The sequence below is a fragment of the Staphylococcus lugdunensis genome (assembly GCF_002901705.1).
GTDB classification, from domain to species: domain Bacteria; phylum Bacillota; class Bacilli; order Staphylococcales; family Staphylococcaceae; genus Staphylococcus; species Staphylococcus lugdunensis.
On the sequence record NZ_PPPV01000016.1, the window covers coordinates 425,749 to 452,724 of the forward strand.

The 26,976-nt window shown below is 33.9% G+C and carries 20 protein-coding genes and 2 pseudogenes; 8 read left to right on the plus strand and 14 right to left on the minus strand.

The features are described from left to right. Positions 1-39: 39 nt before the first annotated feature. Together CD041_RS08895 and CD041_RS08900 are read left to right on the plus strand one after the other, a co-directional pair. Positions 40-171, plus strand: coding sequence for a beta-class phenol-soluble modulin (locus CD041_RS08895; protein WP_002478595.1), 132 nt, complete (start codon positions 40-42; stop codon positions 169-171). Positions 172-232: 61 nt separating this feature from the next. After that, positions 233-364, plus strand: coding sequence for a beta-class phenol-soluble modulin (locus tag CD041_RS08900; protein WP_002460486.1), 132 nt, complete (start codon positions 233-235; stop codon positions 362-364). A gap of 79 nt (positions 365-443) precedes the next feature. Here the strand turns inward: CD041_RS08900 and CD041_RS08905 are convergent, their stop codons facing one another. The 4 genes and pseudogenes from CD041_RS08905 to CD041_RS08920 form a co-directional block, all read right to left on the minus strand. Next, on the minus strand, positions 444-965 hold the full coding sequence (locus CD041_RS08905; RefSeq protein ID WP_070648331.1) for a methylated-DNA--[protein]-cysteine S-methyltransferase: 522 nt from the start codon (positions 963-965) through the stop codon (positions 444-446). Between the two features lie 32 nt (positions 966-997). Continuing rightward, positions 998-1,951, minus strand: a complete 954-nt coding sequence (locus tag CD041_RS08910) for a CorA metal ion transporter family protein (RefSeq protein ID WP_070481619.1) — start codon at positions 1,949-1,951, stop codon at positions 998-1,000. Between the two features lie 29 nt (positions 1,952-1,980). Then, positions 1,981-2,460 carry a hypothetical protein gene (locus CD041_RS08915; RefSeq protein ID WP_002478592.1) on the minus strand — a complete coding sequence of 160 codons (480 nt, stop codon included), beginning with the start codon at positions 2,458-2,460 and terminating at the stop codon, positions 1,981-1,983. Positions 2,461-2,938: 478 nt separating this feature from the next. Next, positions 2,939-5,093: pseudogene (locus CD041_RS08920) on the minus strand (MMPL family transporter); the annotation flags it as partial. 150 nt (positions 5,094-5,243) lie between these two features. On the opposite strand from CD041_RS08920, the gene CD041_RS08925 reads away from it, so the two are divergent. Further along, positions 5,244-5,795, plus strand: a complete 552-nt coding sequence (locus CD041_RS08925; RefSeq protein WP_002478590.1) for a TetR/AcrR family transcriptional regulator — start codon at positions 5,244-5,246, stop codon at positions 5,793-5,795. Positions 5,796-6,038: 243 nt separating this feature from the next. On the opposite strand, the gene pruA is transcribed toward CD041_RS08925, so the two are convergent. After that, positions 6,039-7,583: an L-glutamate gamma-semialdehyde dehydrogenase gene (pruA, locus tag CD041_RS08930; RefSeq protein WP_062078133.1), complete on the minus strand. Its 1,545-nt coding sequence runs from the start codon at positions 7,581-7,583 to the stop codon at positions 6,039-6,041. Positions 7,584-7,868: 285 nt separating this feature from the next. Between pruA and CD041_RS08935 the strand changes: the two genes are divergently transcribed. Further along, a complete protein-coding gene (locus tag CD041_RS08935; protein WP_070648333.1) occupies positions 7,869-8,807 on the plus strand; it encodes an NAD-dependent epimerase/dehydratase family protein in 939 nt (312 codons plus the stop codon). A 46-nt stretch (positions 8,808-8,853) separates the two neighbouring features. On the opposite strand, the gene CD041_RS08940 is transcribed toward CD041_RS08935, so the two are convergent. After that, entirely contained in the window at positions 8,854-11,361 is a 2,508-nt protein-coding gene (locus CD041_RS08940) for a glycosyltransferase (RefSeq protein ID WP_070648335.1), read from the minus strand. A 269-nt stretch (positions 11,362-11,630) separates the two neighbouring features. Continuing rightward, the gene (locus tag CD041_RS08945) at positions 11,631-12,209 is read right to left on the minus strand and encodes a sugar O-acetyltransferase (RefSeq protein WP_002478587.1); all 579 of its coding nucleotides are present in this window, start codon (positions 12,207-12,209) and stop codon (positions 11,631-11,633) included. 219 nt (positions 12,210-12,428) lie between these two features. Between CD041_RS08945 and cwrA the strand changes: the two genes are divergently transcribed. From cwrA to copZ, 3 genes and pseudogenes are all read left to right on the plus strand, one after another. Then, positions 12,429-12,614 carry a cell wall inhibition responsive protein CwrA gene (cwrA, locus tag CD041_RS08950; protein ID WP_002460500.1) on the plus strand — a complete coding sequence of 62 codons (186 nt, stop codon included), beginning with the start codon at positions 12,429-12,431 and terminating at the stop codon, positions 12,612-12,614. 233 nt (positions 12,615-12,847) lie between these two features. Then, positions 12,848-15,022 (plus strand): annotated as a pseudogene (locus tag CD041_RS08955) (heavy metal translocating P-type ATPase); the annotation flags it as partial. A gap of 74 nt (positions 15,023-15,096) precedes the next feature. Next, positions 15,097-15,303, plus strand: coding sequence for a copper chaperone CopZ (gene copZ, locus CD041_RS08960; RefSeq protein WP_002478585.1), 207 nt, complete (start codon positions 15,097-15,099; stop codon positions 15,301-15,303). A gap of 422 nt (positions 15,304-15,725) precedes the next feature. Here copZ and CD041_RS08965 read toward each other — a convergent pair whose 3' ends face one another. The 5 genes from CD041_RS08965 to CD041_RS08985 form a co-directional block, all read right to left on the minus strand. Next, the gene (locus tag CD041_RS08965) at positions 15,726-16,724 is read right to left on the minus strand and encodes a D-lactate dehydrogenase (protein ID WP_070815493.1); all 999 of its coding nucleotides are present in this window, start codon (positions 16,722-16,724) and stop codon (positions 15,726-15,728) included. 16 nt (positions 16,725-16,740) lie between these two features. Next, the gene (locus tag CD041_RS08970) at positions 16,741-17,904 is read right to left on the minus strand and encodes an aminotransferase class I/II-fold pyridoxal phosphate-dependent enzyme (RefSeq protein WP_176746682.1); all 1,164 of its coding nucleotides are present in this window, start codon (positions 17,902-17,904) and stop codon (positions 16,741-16,743) included. Between the two features lie 647 nt (positions 17,905-18,551). Then, on the minus strand, positions 18,552-20,360 hold the full coding sequence (locus tag CD041_RS08975) for an acyltransferase family protein (protein WP_012990709.1): 1,809 nt from the start codon (positions 20,358-20,360) through the stop codon (positions 18,552-18,554). Between the two features lie 300 nt (positions 20,361-20,660). Next, the gene (locus tag CD041_RS08980) at positions 20,661-21,362 is read right to left on the minus strand and encodes a transglycosylase SLT domain-containing protein (RefSeq protein ID WP_002460510.1); all 702 of its coding nucleotides are present in this window, start codon (positions 21,360-21,362) and stop codon (positions 20,661-20,663) included. 543 nt (positions 21,363-21,905) lie between these two features. Next, the gene (locus tag CD041_RS08985; RefSeq protein ID WP_002478581.1) at positions 21,906-23,327 is read right to left on the minus strand and encodes a polyphosphate--AMP phosphotransferase; all 1,422 of its coding nucleotides are present in this window, start codon (positions 23,325-23,327) and stop codon (positions 21,906-21,908) included. 143 nt (positions 23,328-23,470) lie between these two features. Between CD041_RS08985 and CD041_RS08990 the strand changes: the two genes are divergently transcribed. Beyond that, positions 23,471-23,827 (plus strand): DUF488 domain-containing protein, encoded by a 357-nt coding sequence (locus tag CD041_RS08990; RefSeq protein WP_002478580.1) that lies wholly within the window; start codon positions 23,471-23,473, stop codon positions 23,825-23,827. Between the two features lie 35 nt (positions 23,828-23,862). Here the strand turns inward: CD041_RS08990 and CD041_RS08995 are convergent, their stop codons facing one another. Then, positions 23,863-24,918, minus strand: a complete 1,056-nt coding sequence (locus CD041_RS08995) for a PTS sugar transporter subunit IIC (protein ID WP_002460513.1) — start codon at positions 24,916-24,918, stop codon at positions 23,863-23,865. Between the two features lie 615 nt (positions 24,919-25,533). Beyond that, on the minus strand, positions 25,534-26,904 hold the full coding sequence (locus CD041_RS09005) for an amino acid permease (RefSeq protein WP_002492546.1): 1,371 nt from the start codon (positions 26,902-26,904) through the stop codon (positions 25,534-25,536). Positions 26,905-26,976: the final 72 nt, after the last annotated feature.

Consider the following 26,976-nt stretch of genomic DNA (forward strand, 5'->3'; position numbering starts at 1 on the left):
GAGACTTTAACAATAATCGTAAAAAGGAGCGTTTACAATATGTCAGGTATCATTGAAGCAATTACTAAAGCAGTACAAGCAGGTTTAGATAAAGATTGGGCTACAATGGGCACTAGCATTGCAGAAGCACTTGCTAAAGGCATTGACGCAATTTCAGGCTTATTTGGTTAATCTCAAATATAATAAATAATACTATTTAAAATAAAAATATTTTTAAAGGAGCGAACATATCATGGACGGAATTTTTGAAGCAATTTCTAAAGCAGTACAAGCAGGTTTAGACAAAGACTGGGCTACAATGGGTACTAGCATTGCAGAAGCACTTGCTAAAGGTGTAGACTTTATTATTGGATTATTCCACTAATATAATGTTCTAAATCTTTGAAAGACCATTCAACAAGCACTTTAACTTGTTGGATGGTCTTTTTATGCCTTTGAGATAGTTAAGGCTTTGTGCTGTACTTAGGTCGGTAAAGTGCCGACATGTTGACGCCTTCAAGTTGTAATAATTTTATTTTATTATCAATCGTGCCGCCAAAGCCAGTTAAGCTTCCATCTTTACCAACTACACGATGACATGGCACAATAATAGAAATGGGATTCCTTCCTACTGCACCACCGACTGCTTGTGCTGACATATGTGACTTCCCAAGCTGTTTCGCTATCTTTGTTGCCAGTTCTCCATAGGTTACAACGTGGCCATATGGAATTTCACTTAACAATTGCCAAACCTTTTGCTGAAATGGTGTCCCTTCTGGTTTTAATTTCAGTGAAGACTGTGGCTTTTCCCCTGAAAAATAACAATCTAACCATGCTTCAGCTTGTTGCAAGATAGGAACGTTGCCAGTCTGTATCATTTCATCATAGCAAGCTTGATTAGCAAATAAAACTTGGGTTATTGATTCACCGTCTGATAGAATTGTTAACGGCCCTACTGGTGCATCATATTTCATAGCGTATGTCATCAGCATACCTCCTTCTCACTAGCATCACTGCGTCATAGCCAATCTTTCTTTTTAAAAAATAAAATTAACGTTATAGTTACTATAAGCGAAATACCGATAAAAGCAAAGTAACTATAATGCCAGTTGAGTTCGGGCATATATTTAAAGTTCATCCCATACCAACCTGTTAAAAACGATAACGGGAAGAAAATCGAAGAAATGATAGTTAAGACGTTCATCACACGATTAATTCGATTAGAACGATAAGATTCATTATTATCTTTAATATCGTCCGTAATTTGTTCGCATGAAATTAACGTATCACGTTGATGTTGTAACCGACTGTGAATATGTTTAAATAACCAGCGCTGTTGTTGTGCAATCGTATACATATCCTCGTCAACAACTTGTGCTAATAGTTGTTCCATAGGAATTAGCACTCGTTTTAGCTTTATAATTTCAGAGCGGATATCATAAACATCATCCATCAACTTCTTATTGTTAGTACGGTCAACATTTTGATTTTCAAATGAAAAAACGCGATCCTCTACTTCATCAATAAATCGAAAATAATTTTTAGTAATAATATCTATGAGCTGAAGCGCCAGATCATCTGTTGATGTAATATCCAACTGCTGATGTTGCCATGCATTTTGTAACTGGCTAATCGCATCCAGCTCCGTACGATGAATGGTAATCATCCACTGTTTATTGACATGAATACTCATTGGATGCGCTGAAAAGTTATGATCATCAATCGCATGCAATAATACATATGTACTTTGCTGTTGCTCATTTAAAATAAATTTCGGCCGACTCATTAAATATACGGATTCTTCAATATGACGCTCAATTAATGCAAAACGTTCTGTGATTAGCTTTTTTTCTTCGGCTGTTGGATTTACTACATCCATCCATTTTAACGATGCTGCTGATGGGACATTTTCCCAATTCGTCGTGCTCACGCATTGCTGCTGATCATTTTTATAATGTATTGTTATAGTCATAATTTTGTTCCTCTGTATATTATTCTGTGCTAATCTAGATTAATATCATAATAATTGATTAAATGATAGCCTTTATTCTTGGCATACTCTATTGCTAAAAATTCTAAAATATTAATGAATGCGGGTTCATTTTTAACATTAATATATTGAAATTTAAGATTAAGCGCTTCGGCTGTAATTAGCGACGTGTCAGTAACATCTAATGTTTTAGTTGCAGCAAGTCCTTTTTTAAATTTAGCTGTACCAACACCAGATTTTAAGTTAAACTGTCCTAGTTTATAAGCTAAATCTCGTGTAATAGGTTGGTATCCTGTAGAATAGCCACCTGATTGTCCAACAAAGATTGGTGTTTTATTATCAAATATGACAAATACTCCATATTTATCCGCTACTTCCTCACGATCTTCCTTTGAAAATGTGAGTGCCTTCTTTTTATCATATTTAAATAACTTTGAAAGTTGTTTATCATTGTCTTGCAACATTTTGTCTATTTGTTTTGTGCCTTTCATCATGCGTCCCCCTATTATTTGACTACTTATATTCTGATACCCTTTATCATTACCATCAAACGCTCTGTGCTTCTCGCATAATAGAAACCCTTCAAATCTGCATATGATTTAAAGGGTTAAAATTGCTATTTTTTATTTTGTTTTAGTTGTTGTGCTATAAGTTCGTTTAATTGTTTTATATTATCACTTTGTGTCTGTAACAATTGTGTTATCTCTAATTCACTTTGATTATACCGACTGTCATCAAAATGATCTGTTTGCTGTTGTTGATAATTTTTTAGCGCACGATATAAGAAATGTGTATCATGTGTATGTTGCTGAATTGCGTGATACAACTCATACGTCGGCTGGTCTACTTGAATCGTACGCATGGATGATTGATTTAATTCTTGTGATGATGCATTTGGAGTAGACGCAATATTAAATGACTGTGTATAGTTTTCTGTATGGCGATGTCGTTGATAACTATCACCACTTGGTGTTTTCATACTTTCTAGTGCATGACCTTCAATGTCTATGTGTGGAATAATGCGGCTTAACCAACCTGGTAAATACCATGATGCCTTACCAAATAATTGAGTTAGTGCTGGAATAATCATCATACGCACAACAAACGCATCAAAGAGCACACCAAATGATAGTGCCATACCCATTGATTTAATCATTACATCTTCTTGGAATACAAATGCAAAGAATACACTAAACATAATGAGTGCTGCTGCAATGATTACAGGTCCGCTTTCTTTTAATCCCACTTTAATGGAATAGGCATTATCACGTGTTTTACTATATTCTTCATGAATGCGAGACATTTAGAAGACCTCATAATCCATTGCTAGACCGAATAAAATACCTATTGTGATAACCGGTAAGAATGCTAACATTGGCCCCGTTGTTTCAACACCGAAAAGACCTTTCATAAAGCCGTCTTGCATAACGAGTGTCGTAAATCCTAAAGTGGCCATTAAGGATAGTACAAATCCAAGAACTGCTTTTAATGGGATAATGATAGATCTAAAGACAATCATTAACAGTACAAATGCTAGAATAACAATCACACCTGCAAAGAGTGGAATAGCTTCGTTTAATTTCTTAGACATGTCTATATTAATGACACTTTGTCCTGAAATTTCTGTTTTAAAACCATACTTATCTTTGGCGTCTTTATTATAATCGCGCAAATCTTGTACTAAATCATTCGTTGCTTCAGTATTTGGACCTTTTTTAGGAATCACTGCCATAAGTGCATAATCATTGTTTTTACTCATTTGAGGTTGTGATACAACATCAACATTTTTCATGTCACTAACGTCTTTATACAGTGCTTTTAAGTCTTTCTGCAATTGCTGAGGGTTATCTTTTTGATCTTTTACATTGATCAACATTGGTATTTGGCCATTGAAGCCTTCACCAAATTTATCTGAAATAATATCATATGCTTTTTTCTGTGTCGTGTCACTTGGTTTGACACCATCATCAGGTATCGCTAACCGCATATGGCTCACAGGTATCGCTGCTGCCACTAAAATAATTAAACCTAATAATACAGCAGCTAATGAATTGCCAACTACAAACTTAGACCATGGTGTGTCAACATGATTCTTAAATTCTGATTTGGTTGTTTTTGTCTTGATTTGATTATGAAAAATACTAATCAACGCTGGCAATAAAGTCAATGCGCTAAACACAGCAAACGCGACACTTATTGCAGACGCAAATCCCATGACAGATAAGAAATCAATGCCTACTAACGATAAGCCACAGACCGCAATTATAACTGTCACACCAGCAAAGATAACTGCACTACCCGCCGTGCCAACTGCTAAACCAACACCTTTGATATAATCTGTTTCCGTCTTCATCACTTGACGATATCGGAAAAGAATAAATAGCGCATAATCAATACCCACTGCTAATCCAATCATTACCGCCAGCGTCAACGTTACATTAGGTATATTAAATGCAAATGTTAATAAACTAATAATACCTACACCACTACCTAGACCAATTAATGCACTGACAATAGGTAGACCTGCTGCTATAAAAGAACCAAATGTGATTAATAAGACAACGAAAGCCACAATCACACCTACAAGTTCAGACGAACCGCCAACTTCATTTGTTTGCATGCCATTACCAGTGAGTTCTGTTTGTACATTATGGTCATCTCGTAAATCTTTTAAATGATCTTTCACGTTATCGCGTGATTTATCCGATAAAGATGTTGCTGATTTGTCATAAGTAATTTCGGCAATTGCCGTCGATTTATCTTTACTAATTTGTTTTGTTTGATATGGATCTGATATTTTATCCACATGTTTATCGTCATTCTTAATATCTTTCAGTGTTTTTTTTATATCTTTTGTCATACTTTTTGAGACGATACCATTATCACTTGAAGATTTTAAAACTACACGTATGGATGCCTTTTCACTATCTTGGTTAAAATGTTTTTCAATTTTATCATTAGTATCTAGTGATTTTAGACCACTCATTTTAATATCATTATCAAATTTAGGTGCGTTAAACGATAATGGAATCATAATTGCCGCCAAGATAACAACCCAAGCTATCAAACTTGACCACTTGTGCTTCGCTACAAATGTGCCTAATTTATATAAAAATTTTGCCAAAGTATTGCCCCCTTCTAAAATCAACGTTATAGTTTAACTATACATTGTAGATTATTTAACATGCCAATATGTTACATTCTTTTGCTCTGTATTTAAAGTCATAATTAATGATATATGTATAGATAAACTACGGTTTGGAGTGAATTGTATATGAACCATAATGATTTGAGAGTTATAAAAACGAAAAAAGCATTATCTCAGAGCTTATATGAATTATTAGAAAAGCATATGTTTACAACGATTTCAGTCAACCAAATTTGTGATAACGCTATGGTACATCGCACAACGTTTTACAAGCATTTTTATGATAAATATGATTTACTAATCTACTTAATCAAATTATTAACTAAAGATTATCTTGCAACGGATATTAAAGAACGGCTCAACAATCCTTTTAAAACCATTTACACAACTTTTCAAAATAAAGCCGAATTGCAACGCATTCAACAAAAGCAACAAGATGATAAAGAATTTGAAAAAGTTGTGTCGAAATTTATTATTGATACTTTAAAAAATGATATTAAAGAAAATCAACATCGCATTATCGTCGATCGTGCTGTTCCAGAAAGTTTAATTTTTTATATTTATGACTCGACGTTAGCAGGTTTTGTAGAATGGGCTAGATGTGAAAATCCCAATATGGATGCGGATAAGATGGACAAAATATTTCATAAAGTTGTCAATTTAAAAATCCGTGATTAAAATTGAAGCTTCTATTAATAACGTATGTTGCATCATGTTATCATTATTATACATAAGGCACCTCGTTCATTTAGTTTAGTGATATTTATTAAATGATACGAAACTGCCTTATTTTTTAAACATTTAAAGGTGAAATTACATGTTAATACGTAGTATTGAATAAAAAAGAAGCGCTCAGATGAGTTGAATTCAATTCATTTGAGCGCTATTTTTCTGGGATTTATATCCCAGCCTGTTTAAGTTTTAAAACATTTCTGAAACAACTTTTTGTTCTAAGAAGTTTAATAAGTAATCTGGACTACCAGTTTTAGCATCCGTACCTGACATTTTGAAACCACCAAATGGATGATAGCCTACTACCGCTGCAGTACAACCTCTGTTGAGATATAAATTACCTACGTCAAATTCATTAACTGCTTTCATCCAATGTTCACGGTTATTCGTAATCACAGCACCTGTTAAACCGTAATCTGTATCATTGGCAATGTCTATCGCTTCATCAAAGGTATCAAACTTTGTAAAGCCAACAACTGGACCAAAGATCTCTTCTTGCATAATTTGATCTGAAGATTTCAACCCTGAAATAATGGTAGGTTTAATGAAGTAACCTGTTGAATCATCTGTGTCGCCACCGATTTCAATTTTTCCTTCTTTACTACCTATTTCGATATAATTTTTAATTTTATCGAATTGCTTTTTATTAATCACAGGACCCATAAATGTGTTATCTACAGTATTACCGACTGTTAACTCTTTTGTTAATTCAATCGCTTTCTCTAATACTTCATCGTAAACAGAACTGTGTACGATGGCACGTGAGCATGCGGAACATTTTTGACCAGAAAAGCCGAATGCTGAAGTGACAATTGCTTCTGCAGCCAAGTCAGTATCAATATTCTCATCTACTACAATGGCGTCTTTACCGCCCATCTCTGCAATCACACGTTTCAAGAATGTTTGACCTTCATGAACGACTGCACTGCGTTCGTAAATTCGTGTACCTGTTGCACGTGAACCTGTAAATGTGATGAAATGCGTGTGAACAGAGTCTACTAAATCATCACCAATTTCTTTCGGATCACCAGGTACAAAGTTTACGACGCCTTTAGGTAAACCTGCTTCTTCTAAAATTTCGATTAATTTATAAGCCGTTAGGACAGTGTCTTCCGCTGGTTTTAACAGTACTGTGTTACCGGCAATCACTGGCGCTAATGTCGTACCTGCCATAATTGCAAATGGGAAATTCCAAGGTGGGATTGTAACGCCTGTACCGATTGGTTTATAGAAGTATCTATTATGTTCACCTTCACGGTCTAATACTGGTTTACCGTCAGCTAAATCCATCATTGAACGCGCATAATATTCGATAAAATCGATACCTTCAGCAGCATCACCTACCGCTTCGTCCCATGGTTTACCTGCTTCATAGACCATTACTGCTGAGATTTCTTCCTTACGTCGACGAATGATTGCAGCTACACGTAATAATAATTCAGCACGATCTCTATGTGACCACTTGCTCCATGATTTATAAGCTTTATTTGAAGATTCGAATGCTTTTTCTACATCATCTTTAGTTGCTTTGGATACTTTTGCAATTAATTCTGATGTATTAGCAGGATTGATTGAATCAAATGTATCATCTTTAGTGATATGCTTCCCATCAATAACGATTGGAAGTGTTTGACCAAGTTCACGCTTTACCTTTACTAATGTTTTTTGAAATCTTTCAACATTTTCTTGCACTGAAAAGTCAATTCCAGGTTCATTTTTGAAAGGTACTACCATTCTTAATTACCCCCTAAGTTTATAAAAGCTTTAAATTAAATCGTATTTTGTCTTACATAAAATGATATTTCATATCATTAAGTTCATTTTACTATTACATCCCCCATTTTTGCAATCGCTTACACAATGTTATCTGAAAAGTCTTACCTTTCTTTAAGTAACCTACATTTAATCATTCTAAGCAGCGCGACACAAATGTTATATAGAGGATTAATTTTATAATAGAAATAAAGTATAATATAATTATCATATTTTTAACGACATCATGAGTAAGGACGTGGTACTATGAAAGCACTTATTACGGGTGGAGCTGGATTTATCGGTTCTCACGTAGCAGAAAAATTTTCAAAAGAAGGTATCGAAGTATTTGTAATAGATAATTTAAGTTCAGGATTTCTCGACAATATCCCTTTTATTGATAAAGAACATATTTTTATTAAAGATTTCACTGATTTTAACTTTGTAACTGAATTAATAAAAGTATATCAATTTGATTATGTTATTCATTTAGCAGCTATGGTTAGCGTAGTTGAAACCGTTGAAAAACCAATAGAATCTAACCAAGTGAACATAGATTCTACGATTAATTTATTAGAGGCTTGTCGAAAATGGAATTCCAATTTGAAGAAATTTATCTTTGCTTCATCGGCTGCCGTTTATGGTGATTTACCTGAATTACCAAAATCAGTTTCGCAGTCTTATATTTGTCCATTGTCTCCATATGCTATTCAAAAATTTTCTGGTGAACAATATGTCAAAATTTATAATAGCCTCTATAATGTGCCAACGTCTTGTTTAAGATTTTTTAATATATATGGTCCTAAACAAAATCCAACTTCAGATTATTCTGGTGTATTGTCTATTTTAAATAATAAATTTTCACATAATCAAACTTTTACATTCTATGGTGATGGTGAACAGACACGCGATTTTGTCTATATTGATGATTTAGTGGCAGCGTTATGGATGGTATTAAATCATTCATGTACGAATGGTTTAATCTATAATGTAGGAACTGGCCATCAAACAACTTTAAAGGATGTATTTAAAGCTTTTGAGAATAGTTATGGCTACAGCATTCCTGTTCGATATGAACCACCGAGAGTTGGCGATATTAAACATTCATTAGCTGACATAAAGCCGCTTCAGCAACTTGGTTACACACCCCAATATACTATTTCAACAGGTATCGCAGCTTATTTAGATTATAATAAACAACAATAAATAGAGAGATCTGAGACATTTATTTTCATCTCAGATCTCTCTTCAACTATTTAAGTAGCTTATAAAATTCATTAATTGCTTGCTTATTATATGAAAGATAATCAAATGTTTCATATACGTCATTTTCTTTTTTGATAAAATGTTCAATCGCCTTAGCTATATCTTTAATATCGTGACTAACAAGTTTACCAAACTTGCCATCATTTAAGACATATCGATTTGCCTCAATATCAGACGCTAAAATGTTCATACCTAATGTTAAAGCTTCTAATAATACCATTGATTGACCTTCATAGTAAGAAGTCAAAGCTAATAAATCAGAATGTTTCATGATATAAAATGGATTGCTACGTTGTCCTAATAAAAATACATTGTCTTCTAATTTTAATTGCTTAATTTGCTTTTGTAATTGATTTCTAAGTGCGCCTTCTCCTATAATATAAAGCTTTACTTTAGGATAGTGTCCCACTAATTCAGATACTGCTTCAATCAATAAATCAAAGCCTTTTTCAGGTGATAATCTACCTACTGTAACTATTTTAAAATCTTCATCACTAAATCGAACAGAGTGAACTTTATTATCTCTCACATTAACTAATACAGATTCACCATGCTTTTCATATTTATCAGAATCATCATTTTTCAGCTGATTAATTTTAGTAATATTAATTGTATTTCTAGCAGTAGCAAATTTCTTATTTAAGTTCTTTTGATTAATCTTCTCTTTATTTAATTGTTTCGTCGCATCGGATACACTGATTAGTTTATCAAAATACTGATATGTCGAAATAGCACCTTTCACATTTAAATAATGCGGTCTTTTACCATTAATTGTGCGCTTCATATCTGCTTTCATATCACTATGTAAAAAGATGAATTTGCGTTTCGCATGACTTGCTAAAATAAGATTAGCCCAAAACATAGAATACCCGCTAAAATCGATAGCGTAGTCAAATTTGCTATTACCAAATACTTTACGGAAATCACGTTCGTAAACTTTTTTAGGATAAAGCCATTTTTCAAACGTTTTATTCAAACCTCTTTGCCTAATAAAATTGACAATATACATTTCTTTTAATGATGCAAATAAAGGTCCTCTTCTCAAGATAATTCTGACATTTTCATTTACATTATTTAAATTATTTAAAACTTCTGCATTATTAGTACGATTAAGAAATATCGTTACATCAAAACGGCTATAATCAAGATTCTCTAATAAGTTGATGGCCGAAGAAGTAATCCCGTTATTCTTCATGCCACCCGGATAAATGAGGATTTTCTTTTTATTTACAACATTTGTTACTGGATCTATCACTTTTTTACCTTTAAATACATAATCAATGAGCGTTTGGGTAACGCTACCATTATCTAAATTGACATAGGTTTGTTTGAAATGTTGATAATTCTTTAGATATTTATCTGAAAAGTAGCTTTGTTGTTGAATAGCATCGATAACTTCTTCGATGTGGTGACAAACTGGTCCGGGTAAATCATCTATTCCTATATACATGCCTCTTGATGTTTCATATTCTTCATAATCTGGTGTATAAAATATGATGGGTTTATCTGTAACTAAAAAGTCAAAAAAGATACTTGAATAGTCCGTGATTATTAAATCTATCGCTGATAATAGCTCATTTGTATCAAAATAATCTGGTATTAAATACGGGAGTAATGCTTTATTTTCTAATGCTTCTTGATATGCATATGGATGAACTTTAACTAATACTTGATAGTTAATATGCTTTTCCAACTGTTTAATTTCATCTAGAATGTTGTTCAGACTTTCAGTTGGATTGTTAACATCCGATCCTCTCCATGTTGGACAATACAATGCTATTTCTCTGCCATCTAAATTAATATGTGTACTGATTTTACTTAATATGGATGGTTTACTTGTATTAAGTGTTAAATCGATTCGAGGATATCCTATTTCAAGTATTTGTCCTCCATATATCGTTTCAAGTGCAAAAGCCCTCTTGAATATTTCTGTAGTGTGCTGATTGGGACTAATTAAATAATCACTTTGTAAAAAGTTTTTAATAATGTTTTGGGAACCTCGAAGACTATCTTCAATATCTAAGCCCATACATTTGAGAGGTGTACCATGCCAGGTATTCACGTAGATTTGATCAACTTTTTTAGTATAATAAGCTGGAAAAGTTGAGTTATTAAATAAATATTTGCATTCTGCTAAAGCTTTTAAATAATCATCAGATTCTTTAATAATAAATTCAATATTCTTAAATTTAGAGAATTTTTGTTTATAGAAATTGAGCGTAGCTTCATTGTCTACTACCCATTTATGAGTATACTTTCTATATTTTTTATTGTTTAATAAACTTTTAAAAATAGCATAGGGGCTATCTGTAATACTTTTTCCATCTCTCACTTGATATAAAATCAAGTTATTCTTTACTTTCAATCTATCGTAATATTTAGCATATGTCATAACTTTACTAGTATATGCCGATTTTTTCTTATTCTTAAGAGGAGTTGATATAAATTTGAACTTCCTTTGAATTTGATTAATTATAAATTTCTTTAATGCCATATTAATTTTTCCTTTCTAAGTTGTACTATTTAACATTATTTCTAGTTGCTTAAAAATTAATTCTATTACTACCACTATAGCTAAAAGGTTCAATTGGCAATAAAACAGAAAGTAATATAAGATCACTTCATTATATCATTTTTTTATTATATAGTGTATATTATGCGTGATAAAGTTACGTAGCTCATTGAAATGTTTCTCAACAAAAAACCTTTAATGACTTTTCTTATTTAAAGCCATTAAAGATTTGTTATTTCTGTTAACAGTATTTATATTTTCGGTGAATCACTATCATCAATGACTCTTACTACCTTGGCAGGAATACCTGCCACTAAACTATTGGGTGGAACATCTTTCGTAACTACAGCTCCAGCTGCTATAACTGAACCGTCTCCAATTGTTACCCCTGGTGTTACTACTACATTACCACCTATCCATATATTATTTCCAATTGTAATTGGAAGTGCTAATTCTAATCCTATATTACGTTCTTGATGCGTCAATGGATGGTGCGCTGTATAAAATCCACACGATGGTCCTATAAAGACATTATTACCTATAGTTATACCTCCACCATCCATAAAGTAACAATTGCTATTCACAAAAATATTTTTCCCCAATTTAACGTTCCAACCATAATCCATATCGAGAGGACTATTAATAACTACATTTTCAGTTTCATAACCTAACAACTCACTTAGAATCTGAATACGTTTTTTTGAATCACTTGGTCGCGTTTGATTGTAGTCATAACATAAATCCTTTGCACGTAATAAATCTTGATGTAATTGTGTATCATAATTAGCATCATACCATTGATGAGCAAGCATTTTTTCTTTTTCTGTCATTACAATCTCCTCCACAACATCATTATTAGTTTCATTTTAATGACTAATATTCACTTTAACAACCGTTATTGTTGTCGGCTATATTCCACCCTTAATATCTCTATTATTTTTTCACTCATTACTACTTTAGAACCAGATAAAATCACTGCTCAAGTCTCATGAAATTGCTATTTATTTTTACTATACTTATACCATGACATAGCAAAGGAGATTACAATTATGAAAGGAATTTTAAAAGGTGTCTTTATTATATTAGTCATATTGGGCCTTGTTCGAACGTTTGAAAACTATGCAATTATAGATGACGTATCTAATTATTATCACGAAAACTTTGCTGAAAAGGTTAATCAATTTCAACATCATTCTAAGCAAACTGAATCGTTGTCCCCTTCTGATTTCTTCTAAACCTATGTTAACTTTTGACACTTCTTTTAACTGAACCTATAAAAGTTGCGAAAATGAACTACACATATGCTATATCGTACTTTATAAGTCCGTTAAAACATTAAAGGATTGAAATTTCTACCACTACGGTTGATTTCAGTCTTTTTTTATATGCAAACAGAATGATTGACCTATATACCTAGTAGGGGTATATTAATAAGTAATATAAGGGAGGTTTGCATATGTCCCATACCAAATCTACTACATTAACTGTTACAGGTATGACTTGTGCTGCGTGCTCAAATCGCATTGAAAAGGTTCTAAGTAAACAACCTGGTGTTAATCAAGCCAACGTTAATTTAACGACTGAACAAGCATCAGTTGATTATTATCCAGGACAAACCGACGCAGATACACTTATCCAACGAATTAAACAATTAGGGTATGGTGCCCAGCTAAAGCAAAATGATGAAACACAGCACAAGCGCAAAGCGCAAGCACTCGCACATAAAAGAAATAAACTCATCGTATCAGCTATACTGTCTGTTCCTTTAGTATTAACCATGTTGATTCATCTGTTTCATATGAACTTGCCTCATATTTTAATGAATCCATGGTTCCAATTTCTGCTCGCCACGCCTATCCAATTTATGATTGGTTGGCAATTTTATGTAGGTGCTTATAAAAATTTACGCCATGGCGGTGCCAATATGGATGTACTCGTTGCTCTAGGTACTAGTGCTGCATATTTTTATAGTCTTTACGAAATGATAAAGTGGTTGTCTAAGAATACGTATCAACCACATCTTTACTTCGAAACGAGCGCGGTTCTTATCACGTTAATTCTATTTGGAAAATATTTAGAGGCACGCGCCAAATCACAAACCACATCCGCTTTAAGTGAACTGTTAAATCTGCAAGCTAAGTCTGCACGTCTCATTCAACAAGATGGCACTGAAACGATGATCCCTCTTGCCAAAGTACAAGTCGGTCAACATTTCGTTGTTAAACCCGGAGAAAAGATTCCTGTTGATGGCGTCATCACTTCAGGGCAAACCGCAATTGATGAATCCATGCTAACTGGTGAATCATTACCTATAGATAAAACAATTGATGATGAAGTCATCGGTTCAACAATGAATCAGCAAGGTGTTATTACAATGAAAGCAACAAAAGTTGGTGAAGATACTGCCTTAGCTAATATCATTAAAGTTGTAGAAGATGCACAAGGTTCTAAAGCCCCTATTCAACGACTTGCTGACATCATTTCAGGTTATTTTGTACCTACTGTCATTTCTATAGCAATTCTAACATTCAGTATTTGGTTACTATGGATCCATCCTGGCTCCTTTGAAGATGCTTTAGTTGCAGCCATTTCCGTCTTAGTTATTGCATGTCCATGTGCACTCGGATTAGCCACACCAACTTCTATCATGGTAGGTACAGGTAAAGCAGCAGAAAACGGCATTTTATTTAAAGGCGGTGCGTTTGTTGAAACTACCCATAATATTGATACGATTGTCTTTGATAAAACAGGAACTATCACACATGGCAAACCACAAGTTACAGACTATATCGGCGATTCACGCACCTTGCAATTAGCCATGAGTGCTGAGCATAGTTCAGAACATCCACTTGCTACTGCCATCGTGACATATGGTCAAGGGCAAAAACAGACATTAACAACTGTACAATCATTCACTAATCTGCCCGGCCATGGTATTCAAGCTACCGTAGATCATGAGCACGTGCTCATCGGTAATCGTAAATTGTTATCTGACCATAATATAGCTATAGATAAATTTGATGCGCAATGTCGTCAATTAGAGTCTGAAGGTAAAACCGTTATGTTTATCGCAGTGAAAAATCAACTAACTGGCATGATCGCAGTTGCAGACACAGTGAAAGCTACTGCAAAGCAAGCGATTCACCAGCTGCATGTTATGAATATTCAAACTGTTATGCTTACCGGTGACAATGAACACACTGCGAAAGCCATTGCTCAACAAGTTGGTATCGATAAAGTCATCGCACATGTTTTACCTGAAGACAAAGCGTCACATGTTGCAGATTTACAACGAGAACAGCATCAAGTTGCAATGGTGGGTGATGGTATCAATGACGCACCAGCACTAGTACAAGCAGATGTTGGCATTGCCATGGGCACAGGTACAGAAGTTGCCATTGAATCAAGTGACATCACTATTTTAGGTGGCGATCTTTCCTTATTACCAAAAGCGATTATCGCCAGCGAAAAAACAATTCATAATATTAAACAAAACCTATTCTGGGCTTTTGGTTATAATATTGCTGGTATTCCAATTGCCGCATGCGGTTTACTTGCGCCATGGGTGGCAGGTGCAGCAATGGCATTGAGTTCAGTTAGTGTTGTTACCAATGCGTTACGTTTAAAACGTATGAAACTATAAAAACTTCTCTTTATATGGTAAAAAATATTATAATACGGGTAAATACTAAATATAAAAAATGTGGAGGTTTAAATATGAAAATAGATACTTTAAATGTAGAAGGTATGAGTTGTGAACATTGTCGTAATGCAGTAGAATCTGCTCTTGCAAAACTAAATGGTGTTTCATCTGCTGAAGTTGACTTAGATAAAGGTCAAGTAAGAGTAGGTTATAGTGAAGATAAAGTTACAATAGCTCAAATGAAAGATGCTATTGAAGACCAAGGTTACGATGTAAAATAAATCGTTGTGTTAAGAATCTGAGATATAAATCCCAACATAATGCAGTTTGGGACATAATTCCTAGAAAAATAGGGAGCGGGACAGCATTCATTATGAATTCGTAGTCCCGCTCCCTTCTTTATTTACACTTTTTGTTGGTTCACTTGCTAATAGAACCGTTTTAACCACCCAACTTGCTTTACTTGTTGAAATGCGTCTCGCATTTCTCACTGTTGGGGCCCCACCCCAACTCGCGTTGTCCGTTGGCTTTCTTTTTGAAAGCCTCTTTGTTGGGGCCCCACCCCAACTCGCGTTGTCCGTTGGCTTTCTTTTCGAAAGCCTCTTTGTTGGGGCCCCTTTCAGCTTGTTCTGTTTGCTCGAGAGTCTCTTTTTAAAATAAGGAATTTTTGTTTCATTTAATAAACGTTTTAATTGTATTATTATTAATTTACGCGTAAATGAGTAGTTCCGGTATTTAAGACATCTAATGTTGCATCTAACGCATCAACAATAAGGTTTTTAACTGCTGCATCAGTGTAAAATGCGATATGAGGCGTTAAAATAATATCTTCACGTTCAATTAGTTCATCCAGTAATGCATCATTGAGTTCTTGACCTTGATGGTTAATTGGGAAGACACCTCGTTCGTATTCATAAGTATCTAGAGCAGCACCTTTAATGTGCTGTGAATCAATATTTGATAATAAGGCTTTTGTATCAACGAGTGACCCACGAGCCGCATTAATAAATACTGCACCTTGTTTAAATTGTTTAAATAAATCGTCATTAAATAAATGATGATTATATTTTGTAGCTGGCACATGGATTGTTACAATATCTGCTTGACCAACAGCTTCTTCCAATGTTTCGGTATATGTAACATACTCAGCAACATGTTCATTTGGAAATGGATCATAAGCTACCACCTTGCTACCGTATCCCTTAGCAAATATTTCTGCCGCACGACCACCAATTCGCCCTGTACCAATAACCGCTACTGTTAAATCACGAATAGAACGTGATAAAATACTTGGTTGCCATCGAAAATCATATTGACGTACATTGTTTTGAATTTGGTTGGCATTTCTAATAAGATTAATCGCTTGTGTCACTGCAAATTCAGCAATTGACGTAGGTGAATATGATGGCACATTAGATACAATTAAATCGTACTTAGTAGCTAATTCTAAATCAAAGCCATCATATCCTGCACTACGTTGTGCAATTTGTTTAATCCCAAATTCATTGAGCTTAGCATATATGTTTTCCGATAAAGGTAGCATTTGTGATAACGATAAACCATCAAAACCTTTTACGGTATCTACATTTTCTTCGGTGAGCTGTGCAGTATCTAAATCTACTTCAACATCATTATTTCGTGCCCAATCTTCAATAAAAGGGATATCTTCTTCACGTACTGTCATGATTTTAATTTTCGTCATTCGAATTCCTCACATTCTAATTATTATTGGTATATAAATGCGTCAACGTTGCTAAACGTTGTGCTGCCTCTTCAAGTAATTGATCATCTAATGCTAAAGATATACGTACATAGTGCTTACCATTTTGACCAAATGGAATACCAGGTGCCACCAAAATAGACAATTCTTGTAATAAAAATTGTTCAAATGTCTCACTATCATATCCTGGGGGCGTATGCAACCATTCATAAATACCACCTTTTGATGATACAAATGGCAAGTGTGCTTCAAGTAATTGTTGTTCAAAATAATTTCTACGACGCTTAAATGTTTCATTTTGTTGATCTAAAAAGTCATCATAGTTATTTAGTGCATAGGTAGCAGCATCTTGTAATGCGCCAAACATCCCTGCATTCGTATGCGTTTGATACTTTTTAAGCGCTTGAATCATCTCTTTATTTCCTACTGCAAAACCAACACGGAAACCAGACATATTATAGCCTTTAGATAGAGAGAATATTTCAATTGCAACATCCTTACCATGTTCAGATGCTAATATACTTGGGTTTTTAGCGTCAAAACCAAAGGCACTATATGCAAAGTCATGAACAATTTTCGTCTTAGTATCCTTAAATTGATTTATCGCTGCATCAAATACAGCTTTTGTTGCAGTTGAACCAGTGGGATTATTTGGATAAGTTAAATAGACAAGTGCTGTATTTTCTAAAATATGTGGTTCTACTTTATCCCATTCAGGTAGATAATGTGGTGGTTCTAAATTTAATGGAACGGGGTTTGCATCTGCAAGCATAACGCCCGCCAAGTAATCCGTATAGCCAGGGTCAGGAAGCAAAACATGCTCTCCAGGATTTACAACACATGTAGGTAAGGCCACTAAGCCGTTTTTAGTGCCATACAAGATACACACTTCATCTTCTGGATCTAATAACACATCATAATGTCTATGATAAAAATCAACGATAGCTTGTCTAAATGAGGCTTTACCATGAAAAGCACCATATTTTTGATTTTCTGGGATACTTACGGCTTGCGCAAAACAATCCACAATCCCTTTAGGTGTTTCCCCGTCAGGGATACCTACTGCCATATTAATCAATGGTAACGGGCCATGTTCTATTTTACGTCCCATCGTTTTCCCAAAATAGCTATCTGGTATGCTATCAAGTCTTTGAGAAATAATCATAAGTAAACCTCCTTAAAAAACTCTATCCTACTTAATTTAGTCATATATCACATCTTTGTCTAATCTCTACATTTCAATGTTCCACTTAATATATACATTCTATTGTAATTGAGTGAATAATGTCAATATTCTAACAATTTATGGGTTATGTACTTTATTAGCAAAACATAACACATTATGGGACATAAATATAACGGAAATTAAAACGGCAAAGCCCTTTCTTTGAGTATAGTTAATACAATATCATTTGAAAGTATTAAAACTGGCATTTCTATTTGTAGCGTATATGAGTGCATCACATTATTGTTTTTATTCATAAGGCAATTTGTTTAATGAAGTTTATTTATTGATGCGAAAGTATCTTAACTTTTTCAAAACATGTTTAATGTACAATCATATTTAAATAGGCCATATCTTGGCGAGAATAAAACAATATGACGAGACCCCAACAAAGAGAAATGCGAAAAGTATTTCAACAAACAAAGCAAGCTGTCCTTAAGCAAGTGAGCCAATAATACAAAGCATTGCAAATAAAGAAGCCAGCAAATGAATTTGCAAGAAACGCATTTACTGGCTAAATTTTTAGAATTTATGTTCAGTGGTTATATGACTTAGTTGATATTTATCTCTACCGAAATAAATTATTATTTATTTTTCTCTTTTTCTGTTTGTTCAATGGTTTTTATAATTTCATTTGATAAGGCTTTACATCCACTATACTCTAAATGAATGCCGTCATAAGCAAAGTACTCTTGATGTCCTGCTGAAGCGCTATACCAGTCAACTAAATGTACATTCTTTTTATTTTTAGTTATATCTTTCATTAACTTATTATTATTTTGTTGATAATCTCTTGGCACACGTGTATTAACTAAATAAATATCAGCCTGACCAAATGCATCAACCAATTCTTTAAGTTGATCTTTAGTAAACTCACCATTCGTACCTAATTCCAATACCACAATTTGTCCTTTTTTATTATATTGTTGGTATTTTCCTTTAGCTAAAGGCGCAGCTTCAATTAACTGACGTCCAACTTTACCATCTATATTAGCGTTTGGTACTTTATCGGCGAATACTTCTCCGATGTCAACCATCACTGAATCTCCTAATAACAATGGTGAAGATTTTTTAATATTAAACTTAGTCTGTCCTTTATTTTGATCCGGCTGTGGTTTCGGCTGCTTTTTATGATTAGTATTAAAAGAAGTCTTTTTCGAATGTTGTTTTGCTTCGTGTTCTTTACCTAAACTATCAAATACACCAGTAAACGCTATTAACGTTGGAATTAAAAATACTAAAATGAGTACTGTTCTGATGATACGTTTGACATGTTTTGGGTTGAATGTAAATGCTTTGAACCCCTTTTTTCTGATTGGATTTTCTATAAATTGATATGAAAATTCAGCCATGACAAACATTAATATAACTTCAATGATGTAGACATATGCAGGAATTTGACCTTGTACATAATAACTATTCATTAAAACAATAATTGGAAAATGCCATAAGTATAAACTATATGATCGCTTTCCAATATAAGTAAATAATTTAAAGCTGAGCAGTTTCGCTAATATAGATGATGGGTGCACTGCACTGGCAATAATAAATAATGTCATGGCAGAAATTAAATAGAACCCGCCTTGATAAATCCATTTATCTTGGTCACTAATAATGAAGAAAAAGCTGACTAATAAAATAAAGGCAATAATTCCAGATAAATTTATACCTAAGTAGGACATTTTATATTTTGTCTTTTTAAGTCCAAATGGGTTCCACACAAACGCAAGAATACAGCCTAGCAATAGCGTTTGTAACCGTGTATCTGTACCAAAGTACACGCGAGAACTATCCCCTGTCACACCAAAAATAATTGCCATCGTTACCAAAGATAATAGAGAGACAATCCATAATATAAGTGTGATTTTTTGCGGTTTAAAACGTTTAAACAAGAAGAAAACCACAATTGGATAAAAGACATAAAATTGTTCTTCTATAGCTAATGACCACAAATGTTTCAATGGAGCTATCGCAAATTGATTAAAGTAATCAACATTTTGTGATATATACCACCAATTGGAAACATACAAAAATGCTGCTATAGCATCTTTTTTGATTTCAATGATTAAATCCGGTTTAAAGAGCAATATAAAGACAAGTACGGCAGACACCATAAAATACACTGCTGGAATAAGCCGTTTTATTCGTCTAATCCAAAATGCTCTTAAATCAATTGTACCTGTTCGATAATATTCAATGATTAATAAGCTTGTAATTAAATAGCCTGAAATAACAAAGAATGTGTCAACACCTAAGAATCCACCACTAAGCCATTGGGGATTAAGATGATAGATAATGATACCTAACACTGCAATGGCTCTAAGGCCGTCTAGTCCAGGCATATATCTTAACTTGTAGTTCCGATCAATACGTCTTAAATCTTTTTTCAACAATAGCCACTCCCACAACTTAAATGTTCACAATTTTCACAATACACCATGTTAATTTTTTTGGATATTGTTTGTAGATATTATATTCCCAGTAGAAAAATACTATTAACATTCATATTTATATTTGATTATGTAGTACATCTACTAATATGAACGAATACTGTACCATTATAGCAAAGTTTTATTAAATTGATGACATTTTTGTTGTGACAATGTTGTAAGAATATTTAAGTACGTAAAAAAACACCCCAAAGCATAGGCTTTGAAGTGTTTTTTTAAGTTTATATTGTAGTAATGTTTATCTTACATTCCCCAAGCAGATAAACCTTGAGCTTTGTATGCTCTAACTGCAGCATTGATTTGATCGTTTACTGTAGCAGTTGAACCCCAACCTGGCATAGTTTGGAATAAACCTGAAGCACCAGAAGCGTTACGTGCATTTGCTTGACCATTAGATTCACGTGCAATGATTGCAGACCATGTTGATGCTGGAACGCCAGTACGTTGAGCCATAATTGCTGCTGCTGAAGAACCAGTAGCACCTGCAGTGTTTCCGTTAGATAATCTTACTGAACTGCTGTAGCTTGAAGTAGCTGGAGCTGAGTAAGAAGTTGTTGATGTTTGGTAGCTTGATCTTGGTGCAGAAACTGCTTGTACATTTGTGTTGCTAGCTTGTGCATTTGAACTAACTGCTTGTGTAGAACCTTCAGTGTAACCTTGAGTTGAAGGTTGGCTGTCTGCTTCACCTGTGTAGATATATTTCCAAGTAAAGTTTTGACCATTTGAAGTGAATGTATATCTAAAACCATCTTTCACGAAAGAAAAATCATATGCGCCAGCTTTTACTGGGTGTGCATTTAATTCTGATGGATTATGTTGTGCTAAGTTAGCTAATTGATCATAGTTAGTAGTTTCAGCTGCGTGAGCTTCATGACCTGAAGTTAATGCATAACCTGTTACTCCTAAAGTTACTGCTAATGATGATGCTAATACTGTCTTTTTCATAATAATAAATTCCTCCAAAAAATTGTTGTATATTTTCGTTTACTGTTCTCTAATGTTCTAAAAAACGTATTGAGTTGTTACCTCAAATTCATGTTTAACTTTTGACACTAGAAACTATAACATAAAATTTGGCGATTTATATTACACCTATCTTACAAAAAATTACAATAATAGACATCATTTGTAATGTTGAAACATAATTGTCTTTCAATGTAACACACAATTTCGTATCTATAAGTAAAAAATTTCATCTTAAACCCTTTATTTACAATAGAATATTAAAAAATTTACACATGGATGACACCACCTGAATTATTACAAATTGCAGCTCTATTACAAATATGTAATACATTACACATATTTATCTATTTATAAAAATAGGGAGCGGGACAGAATTCATTATGAATTCTTAGTCCCGCCCCGGCAAGGTTGACTAGGATTGAAAAAGCTTGGTATAAGCGTATTTTTCGTCCAGTCAACTGCTGCCAATATAGAGTTCACAACTTAAAACATAATGATGTCCCAGTCTCCTATAACTTTATATCAATGTTTAACTCCCCAAAGTGCGTGTTCACATTGTTGAATAATATATTGCATTACTTTCAATCTAGATGTTTTCTTATGATCTGCTGGAATAACATACCATGGTGCATGGTCTGTATCCGTGCGTTTAATCATGTCCACACTCGCTTCTAAGTACAGATCCCATTTGTCACGGTTACGCCAATCTTCACTGGTAATTTTCCACTGTTTGTTCACGTTATTCTCTCTATCTTTGAATCGTTTAAGTTGTTCTTTTTTATCCAAAGTCAAGAAAAATTTAAGTACAATAGCACCCTCATCCGTCCACATCTTTTCAAAAGCATTGATTTCATCATAAGCGCGTTGCCATTCCTTCGTTGTTGCAAAGCCTTCTACACGTTCAACAAGTACCCTACCATACCAACTGCGGTCAAACATTTCAATATGCCCTGTACGAGGCATTTCTTTAGCAAAACGCCATAAATAATGATGTTGTAGCTCTACGTCTGTAGGTGCACTTATACCATTAACCTCATATCCTGTAGGATCTAACTTTTCTCTAATTCTTTTGATATTTCCCCCTTTTCCTGCAGCATCCATACCTTCAAATACTAATATCAAAGGAATTTTTCTATCATATAAAGCAAATTGTAGTTCACGTAATCGTTTTTGTAAGTCAACAACTTGCGATTTATATTCTTTTTTAGATACTTTATCAAGTGTTTGATTAAAAAAGTCTGTCGTATAATCTGATGTAAATAACCCGTCATAATTGTGCGATTGTCGTTGATGTTTCTTAATTGCCTTTTCTAAACGTTTAATAATATGCTCATACATCTTCTCTATAGCATGTTGACGCTCTGTATAATCAATCACTTTCCAATCTTTATCTCGTTCAATAAAACCATGCATATCTCTTAAATAAATATCACTATCTAGAACTTTCTCATATTCTTGTACTTTCCATTGCATTAATGGATTATTATTCGTTTGTCGAATATGTTCTTGGCGTTTCTCTTCATTTATTTCAATAAAAAACTTAATGATTTCATAATGATCTTGTATAAGCATCTTTTCAAAAGAATGAATTTGAGATTCTAACACTTCATAGTTAGGGTATTGTAATGATTTAATAGCATTTTCTCTATAATCTAAATAATGTGAATACCAGCTACGGAAGTAAACATTAATACCCCCTTTTTTCGGTAAGCTATTCCAATATTTTTGTAGAAATTGATATCTCAAGTCATTTTCTTTTGGAGATTGTGTTGTAATAAAGCGTGTATATTTAGCGTCAAAATTTAATAATAGTTCATTTGATAAACGTGTCTTTCCTGATGCTGGAACACCTTCAAATAATATCATCACTGGAATACCTAATTCATGAGTTTGTCGCGTTAATTTCGCAGCTTTCAGTGCAAGTGTTTCGATATTTTTGACCATGTGTGTCATCCTTTACTTATTAAATATTAATGCACAGGCATGCATTATTTGTTACTTATTACTATACGCTATCTGTCAGCGTTTTTACATATGCTTTATAACATCTATTTCAGGGAACATATGTAATATGGAGGAGATTTACTATGACTGTTAAAATTGCACGTATTTATGATGATCCTATCCCAGAGGGTAAAAGAATTCTTGTCGATAGAGTATGGCCTCGAGGCATCTCCAAAGCACACGCACAACTTGATGAATGGTTGAAAGACATTGCTCCTAGTACAGCATTACGACAATGGTTTAATCATCAAGATGACTTATTTAAGCAATTTAAAGAAAAATATAAAAAAGAGTTACAAGATAATGATGAACAAGCACAGGCGTTTAATAAGCTTAAACATATAATAGAAGAAAGTCATCAAGATGTCATCCTGCTCTATGCCGCAAAAAATACCAAATATAATCAAGCCATAGTACTACAAGAACTATGTACAAAATAAAAGTCACAGAACTCTCGGAGCCTGTGACTTTAACTTTATCCTAGGAATTTAAAGATATTTGAATCATATAACTTCAATACTCTTCTAAATAGAATATCTAAAGCATATGCAACTGCTAATGGAACAATAAAGAAAGCTAAAACAATCAAACCTAAACTAATCCATGCAGAATCAACATGTAAGAATTTGAAAGCACTGATAGGTCCTATCATACCGATAAAACCAAATCCTGCAGATTCTTTTGTTCCGGCAATACCAATCAAACTTCCTACAACACCTGATATTGCAGCATTCACTAATATAGGAAGCATGATAATTGGATAACGAACCATATTTGGCATCATCATTTTGACACCACCAAAGAAGATTGAAATCGGTACAGCAACACGATTCACTCTACTTGTGCCTATAAGTAATACTGCTTCTGTCGCAGAGATACCTATTGATGCCGAACCTGCTGCAAGTCCTGTGATACCAATCGCTATCGCAATGGCTACCGTTGATAATGGCGAAATGATAATGAAACTAAATACCATCGAAATCAACATACACATTAATATAGGTTGTAATTCGGTAAAGCTGTTTACCATATCACCAATAGCTGTAGTAATTAAATGTACATAAGGTAATATTAATACCCCAACAAATGCTGATAAACCACCAACAACTGTTGGATAAACGATTAATGCCATACTGCCAACACGTTTTTCTATTAATAAAATAAATAAAACTGTAATTGCAGCCGTAATCATTGTATTGATTAAATCACCAATGCCGGCAATAACCCAAACGCCATGTTTAAATTGTGCGGCACCGCTACCAACGTATGAGGCACTTGCTACAACAGCAATTGCTAAAGGTGTCATATTAAATTTCAATGCGATTAACGCACCTATTAAAGCTGGTACAGTAAACTGAAGTGCTTGCACCACATGTAATAATATGGCAAATATTGGCGAATACTGCATTAAATATTTTAAAATCTCACCTAAAATGGCATTGGGTACTAAACCAACGACGATCCCAATGGCTACCCCGGATAGTACTCTAAAGGTGAAATCTTTTACTCCTATCTTTCTAATTGTTGTCATAAAATTACCTCCTGCTGTGTCTCTGACACATCTCTATATGTTGTATTGTCATTCATGCTGATGAATTCTATATATTTAGCAGTTCACCAATGTTTTAAATGATAAAATTATAATAACACATGTTCTGAATTTTCAGAATATTAAATTTAAAAATTTTCAAAATAGACATAAACAGTGCCAAATTTATGCATTTATATACCAGAATTTTTATCAAGATAACGAAATCATCAATTATTAAGAGGGACGTCGTCTTATTATGAAATACATGGCATATTATTCCTAAAAAATAGGGAACGTGACAGAATTCATTATGAATTCGTAGTCCCGCTCCCTTCTTTATTTACAATGCTACGTATTGTTGGTTCGCTTGCTAATAGAACCGTTTTAGCCACCCAACTTGCTGTGCTTGTGGAATTTCTTGTCGAAATTCTCTCTGTTGGGGCCACCCCAACTTGCGTTGTCCGTTGGCTTTCTTTTCGAAAGCCTCTTTGTTGGGGCCCCACCCCAACTTGCGTTGTCCGTTGGCTTTCTTTTCGAAAGTCTCTTTGTTGGGGCCCCGGTATTCTAATCTTTCAAGTGTCTTGCTAAAGTATGTTGTATTAATATTTGACTTTTTTAGGATTGTATTCCTGATTTTTTTGTCTCTTTGCGATAGCGTAGATACATTAAGCATAGGATACCCAACCAAACTGGGGATAATAAAACTGCCCAACGTGTTGTGTTGCTAATAAGTAGAACGATAAAAATAAATGCGAAAAATATGAGTATTCCAGTAGCCATAAATTTTCCGCCTGGCATTTTATAATTACTTTGCTTATGCAACTCTGGGTTATGCTTTAAGAAACCTAAATAAGACATCACTATAATCGCCCATATAATAATATTTAAAATCGTAGAGAAAGTCGTGATTGACACAAACACTTTGGTCGCATCTTTATAAATATAATTTAAAATAACAGAGATGCTAAGCAAGCCACATGTAATGAGGATGGCATAATATGGCACACCATTACGATTCGTCTTATGTAAAAATGGTGGTGCCTGTTTGCGTCCAGATAAGCCAAACATCGTTCTACTATTTGCAAATATTCCGCTATTACAAGATGATGCAGCAGCTGTTAATACAACAAAATTTATGATTCCTGCAGCAAAAGGTATACCAACCAAACCAAATACCTTAACATAAGGGCTATCTGCCGGGTTAAGTTTATCCCAAGGAACAACCGCCATAATCACTGCTAAAGAGCCAATATAAAATAATAATATTCTAAGTGGCACATTATTAATCGCTTGTGGAATCGTTTTATGTGGATTTTGTGTTTCTCCCGCAGTAATACCAATCAATTCAATACCAATGAATGAAAAGATTGCCATTTGGAATGACATAAAGAAACCAGAGGCACCATTAGGAAAGAAACCACCATGACTCCAAATATGTGTCACGTTAGCTGTACCATATGGCGTTTTAAAAGCGAAAATCACCATTACAATTCCAACAGTAATCAAGGCAACAATGGTTACCACTTTAATAATAGCTAACCAAAATTCCAGCTCACCAAACAACTTAGCGCTGAATAAATTTAATGTTACAAGTATTAAAATCGTAAAAGCAGCAGTAATCCAGTTTGGAATTTGTGGATACCAGAATTGTACATACTTTGCTACTGCAGTTACTTCGGCCATTCCCGAGATGATCCACGTAAACCAATACGTCCACCCCACCATAAAGCCAGCTAGTGGACCAAGATGATGATGTGCAATATCAGCAAACGATTTAAAACCTAAATTCGACAGTAGCATTTCTCCCATTGCTCTCATAAACATAAATAATACAAAACCTACAACAGTGTATGTTAATAATATTGATGGTCCTGCTAGGTGAACCGATTCACCTGATCCCAAGAATAAACCTGTTCCAATTGCCCCACCAATTGCAATTAATTGAATATGCCTATTACTTAACTCTCTCTGAAGCTTATCAGCCATGATTTCCCTCTTCTCCATCCCCTAAATTATGAACTATGTAATTAGTGTCATAATAATTGTTGGTATCATAGC

What these genes read in the sequence shown, in the direction of transcription:
- CD041_RS09005 (WP_002492546.1), bottom strand. Translation starts at nt 26,904, where the DNA reads ATGGCTGATAAGCTTCAGAGAGAGTTAAGTAATAGGCATATTCAATTA.
- CD041_RS08905 (WP_070648331.1), bottom strand. Translation starts at nt 965, where the DNA reads ATGACATACGCTATGAAATATGATGCACCAGTAGGGCCGTTAACAATT.
- CD041_RS08925 (WP_002478590.1), top strand. Translation starts at nt 5,244, where the DNA reads ATGAACCATAATGATTTGAGAGTTATAAAAACGAAAAAAGCATTATCT.
- cwrA (WP_002460500.1), top strand. Translation starts at nt 12,429, where the DNA reads ATGAAAGGAATTTTAAAAGGTGTCTTTATTATATTAGTCATATTGGGC.
- CD041_RS08910 (WP_070481619.1), bottom strand. Translation starts at nt 1,951, where the DNA reads ATGACTATAACAATACATTATAAAAATGATCAGCAGCAATGCGTGAGC.
- CD041_RS08965 (WP_070815493.1), bottom strand. Translation starts at nt 16,724, where the DNA reads ATGACGAAAATTAAAATCATGACAGTACGTGAAGAAGATATCCCTTTT.
- copZ (WP_002478585.1), top strand. Translation starts at nt 15,097, where the DNA reads ATGAAAATAGATACTTTAAATGTAGAAGGTATGAGTTGTGAACATTGT.
- CD041_RS08915 (WP_002478592.1), bottom strand. Translation starts at nt 2,460, where the DNA reads ATGAAAGGCACAAAACAAATAGACAAAATGTTGCAAGACAATGATAAA.
- CD041_RS08895 (WP_002478595.1), top strand. Translation starts at nt 40, where the DNA reads ATGTCAGGTATCATTGAAGCAATTACTAAAGCAGTACAAGCAGGTTTA.
- CD041_RS08945 (WP_002478587.1), bottom strand. Translation starts at nt 12,209, where the DNA reads ATGACAGAAAAAGAAAAAATGCTTGCTCATCAATGGTATGATGCTAAT.
- CD041_RS08980 (WP_002460510.1), bottom strand. Translation starts at nt 21,362, where the DNA reads ATGAAAAAGACAGTATTAGCATCATCATTAGCAGTAACTTTAGGAGTA.
- CD041_RS08990 (WP_002478580.1), top strand. Translation starts at nt 23,471, where the DNA reads ATGACTGTTAAAATTGCACGTATTTATGATGATCCTATCCCAGAGGGT.
- pruA (WP_062078133.1), bottom strand. Translation starts at nt 7,583, where the DNA reads ATGGTAGTACCTTTCAAAAATGAACCTGGAATTGACTTTTCAGTGCAA.
- CD041_RS08995 (WP_002460513.1), bottom strand. Translation starts at nt 24,918, where the DNA reads ATGACAACAATTAGAAAGATAGGAGTAAAAGATTTCACCTTTAGAGTA.
- CD041_RS08940 (WP_070648335.1), bottom strand. Translation starts at nt 11,361, where the DNA reads ATGGCATTAAAGAAATTTATAATTAATCAAATTCAAAGGAAGTTCAAA.
- CD041_RS08985 (WP_002478581.1), bottom strand. Translation starts at nt 23,327, where the DNA reads ATGGTCAAAAATATCGAAACACTTGCACTGAAAGCTGCGAAATTAACG.
- CD041_RS08900 (WP_002460486.1), top strand. Translation starts at nt 233, where the DNA reads ATGGACGGAATTTTTGAAGCAATTTCTAAAGCAGTACAAGCAGGTTTA.
- CD041_RS08935 (WP_070648333.1), top strand. Translation starts at nt 7,869, where the DNA reads ATGAAAGCACTTATTACGGGTGGAGCTGGATTTATCGGTTCTCACGTA.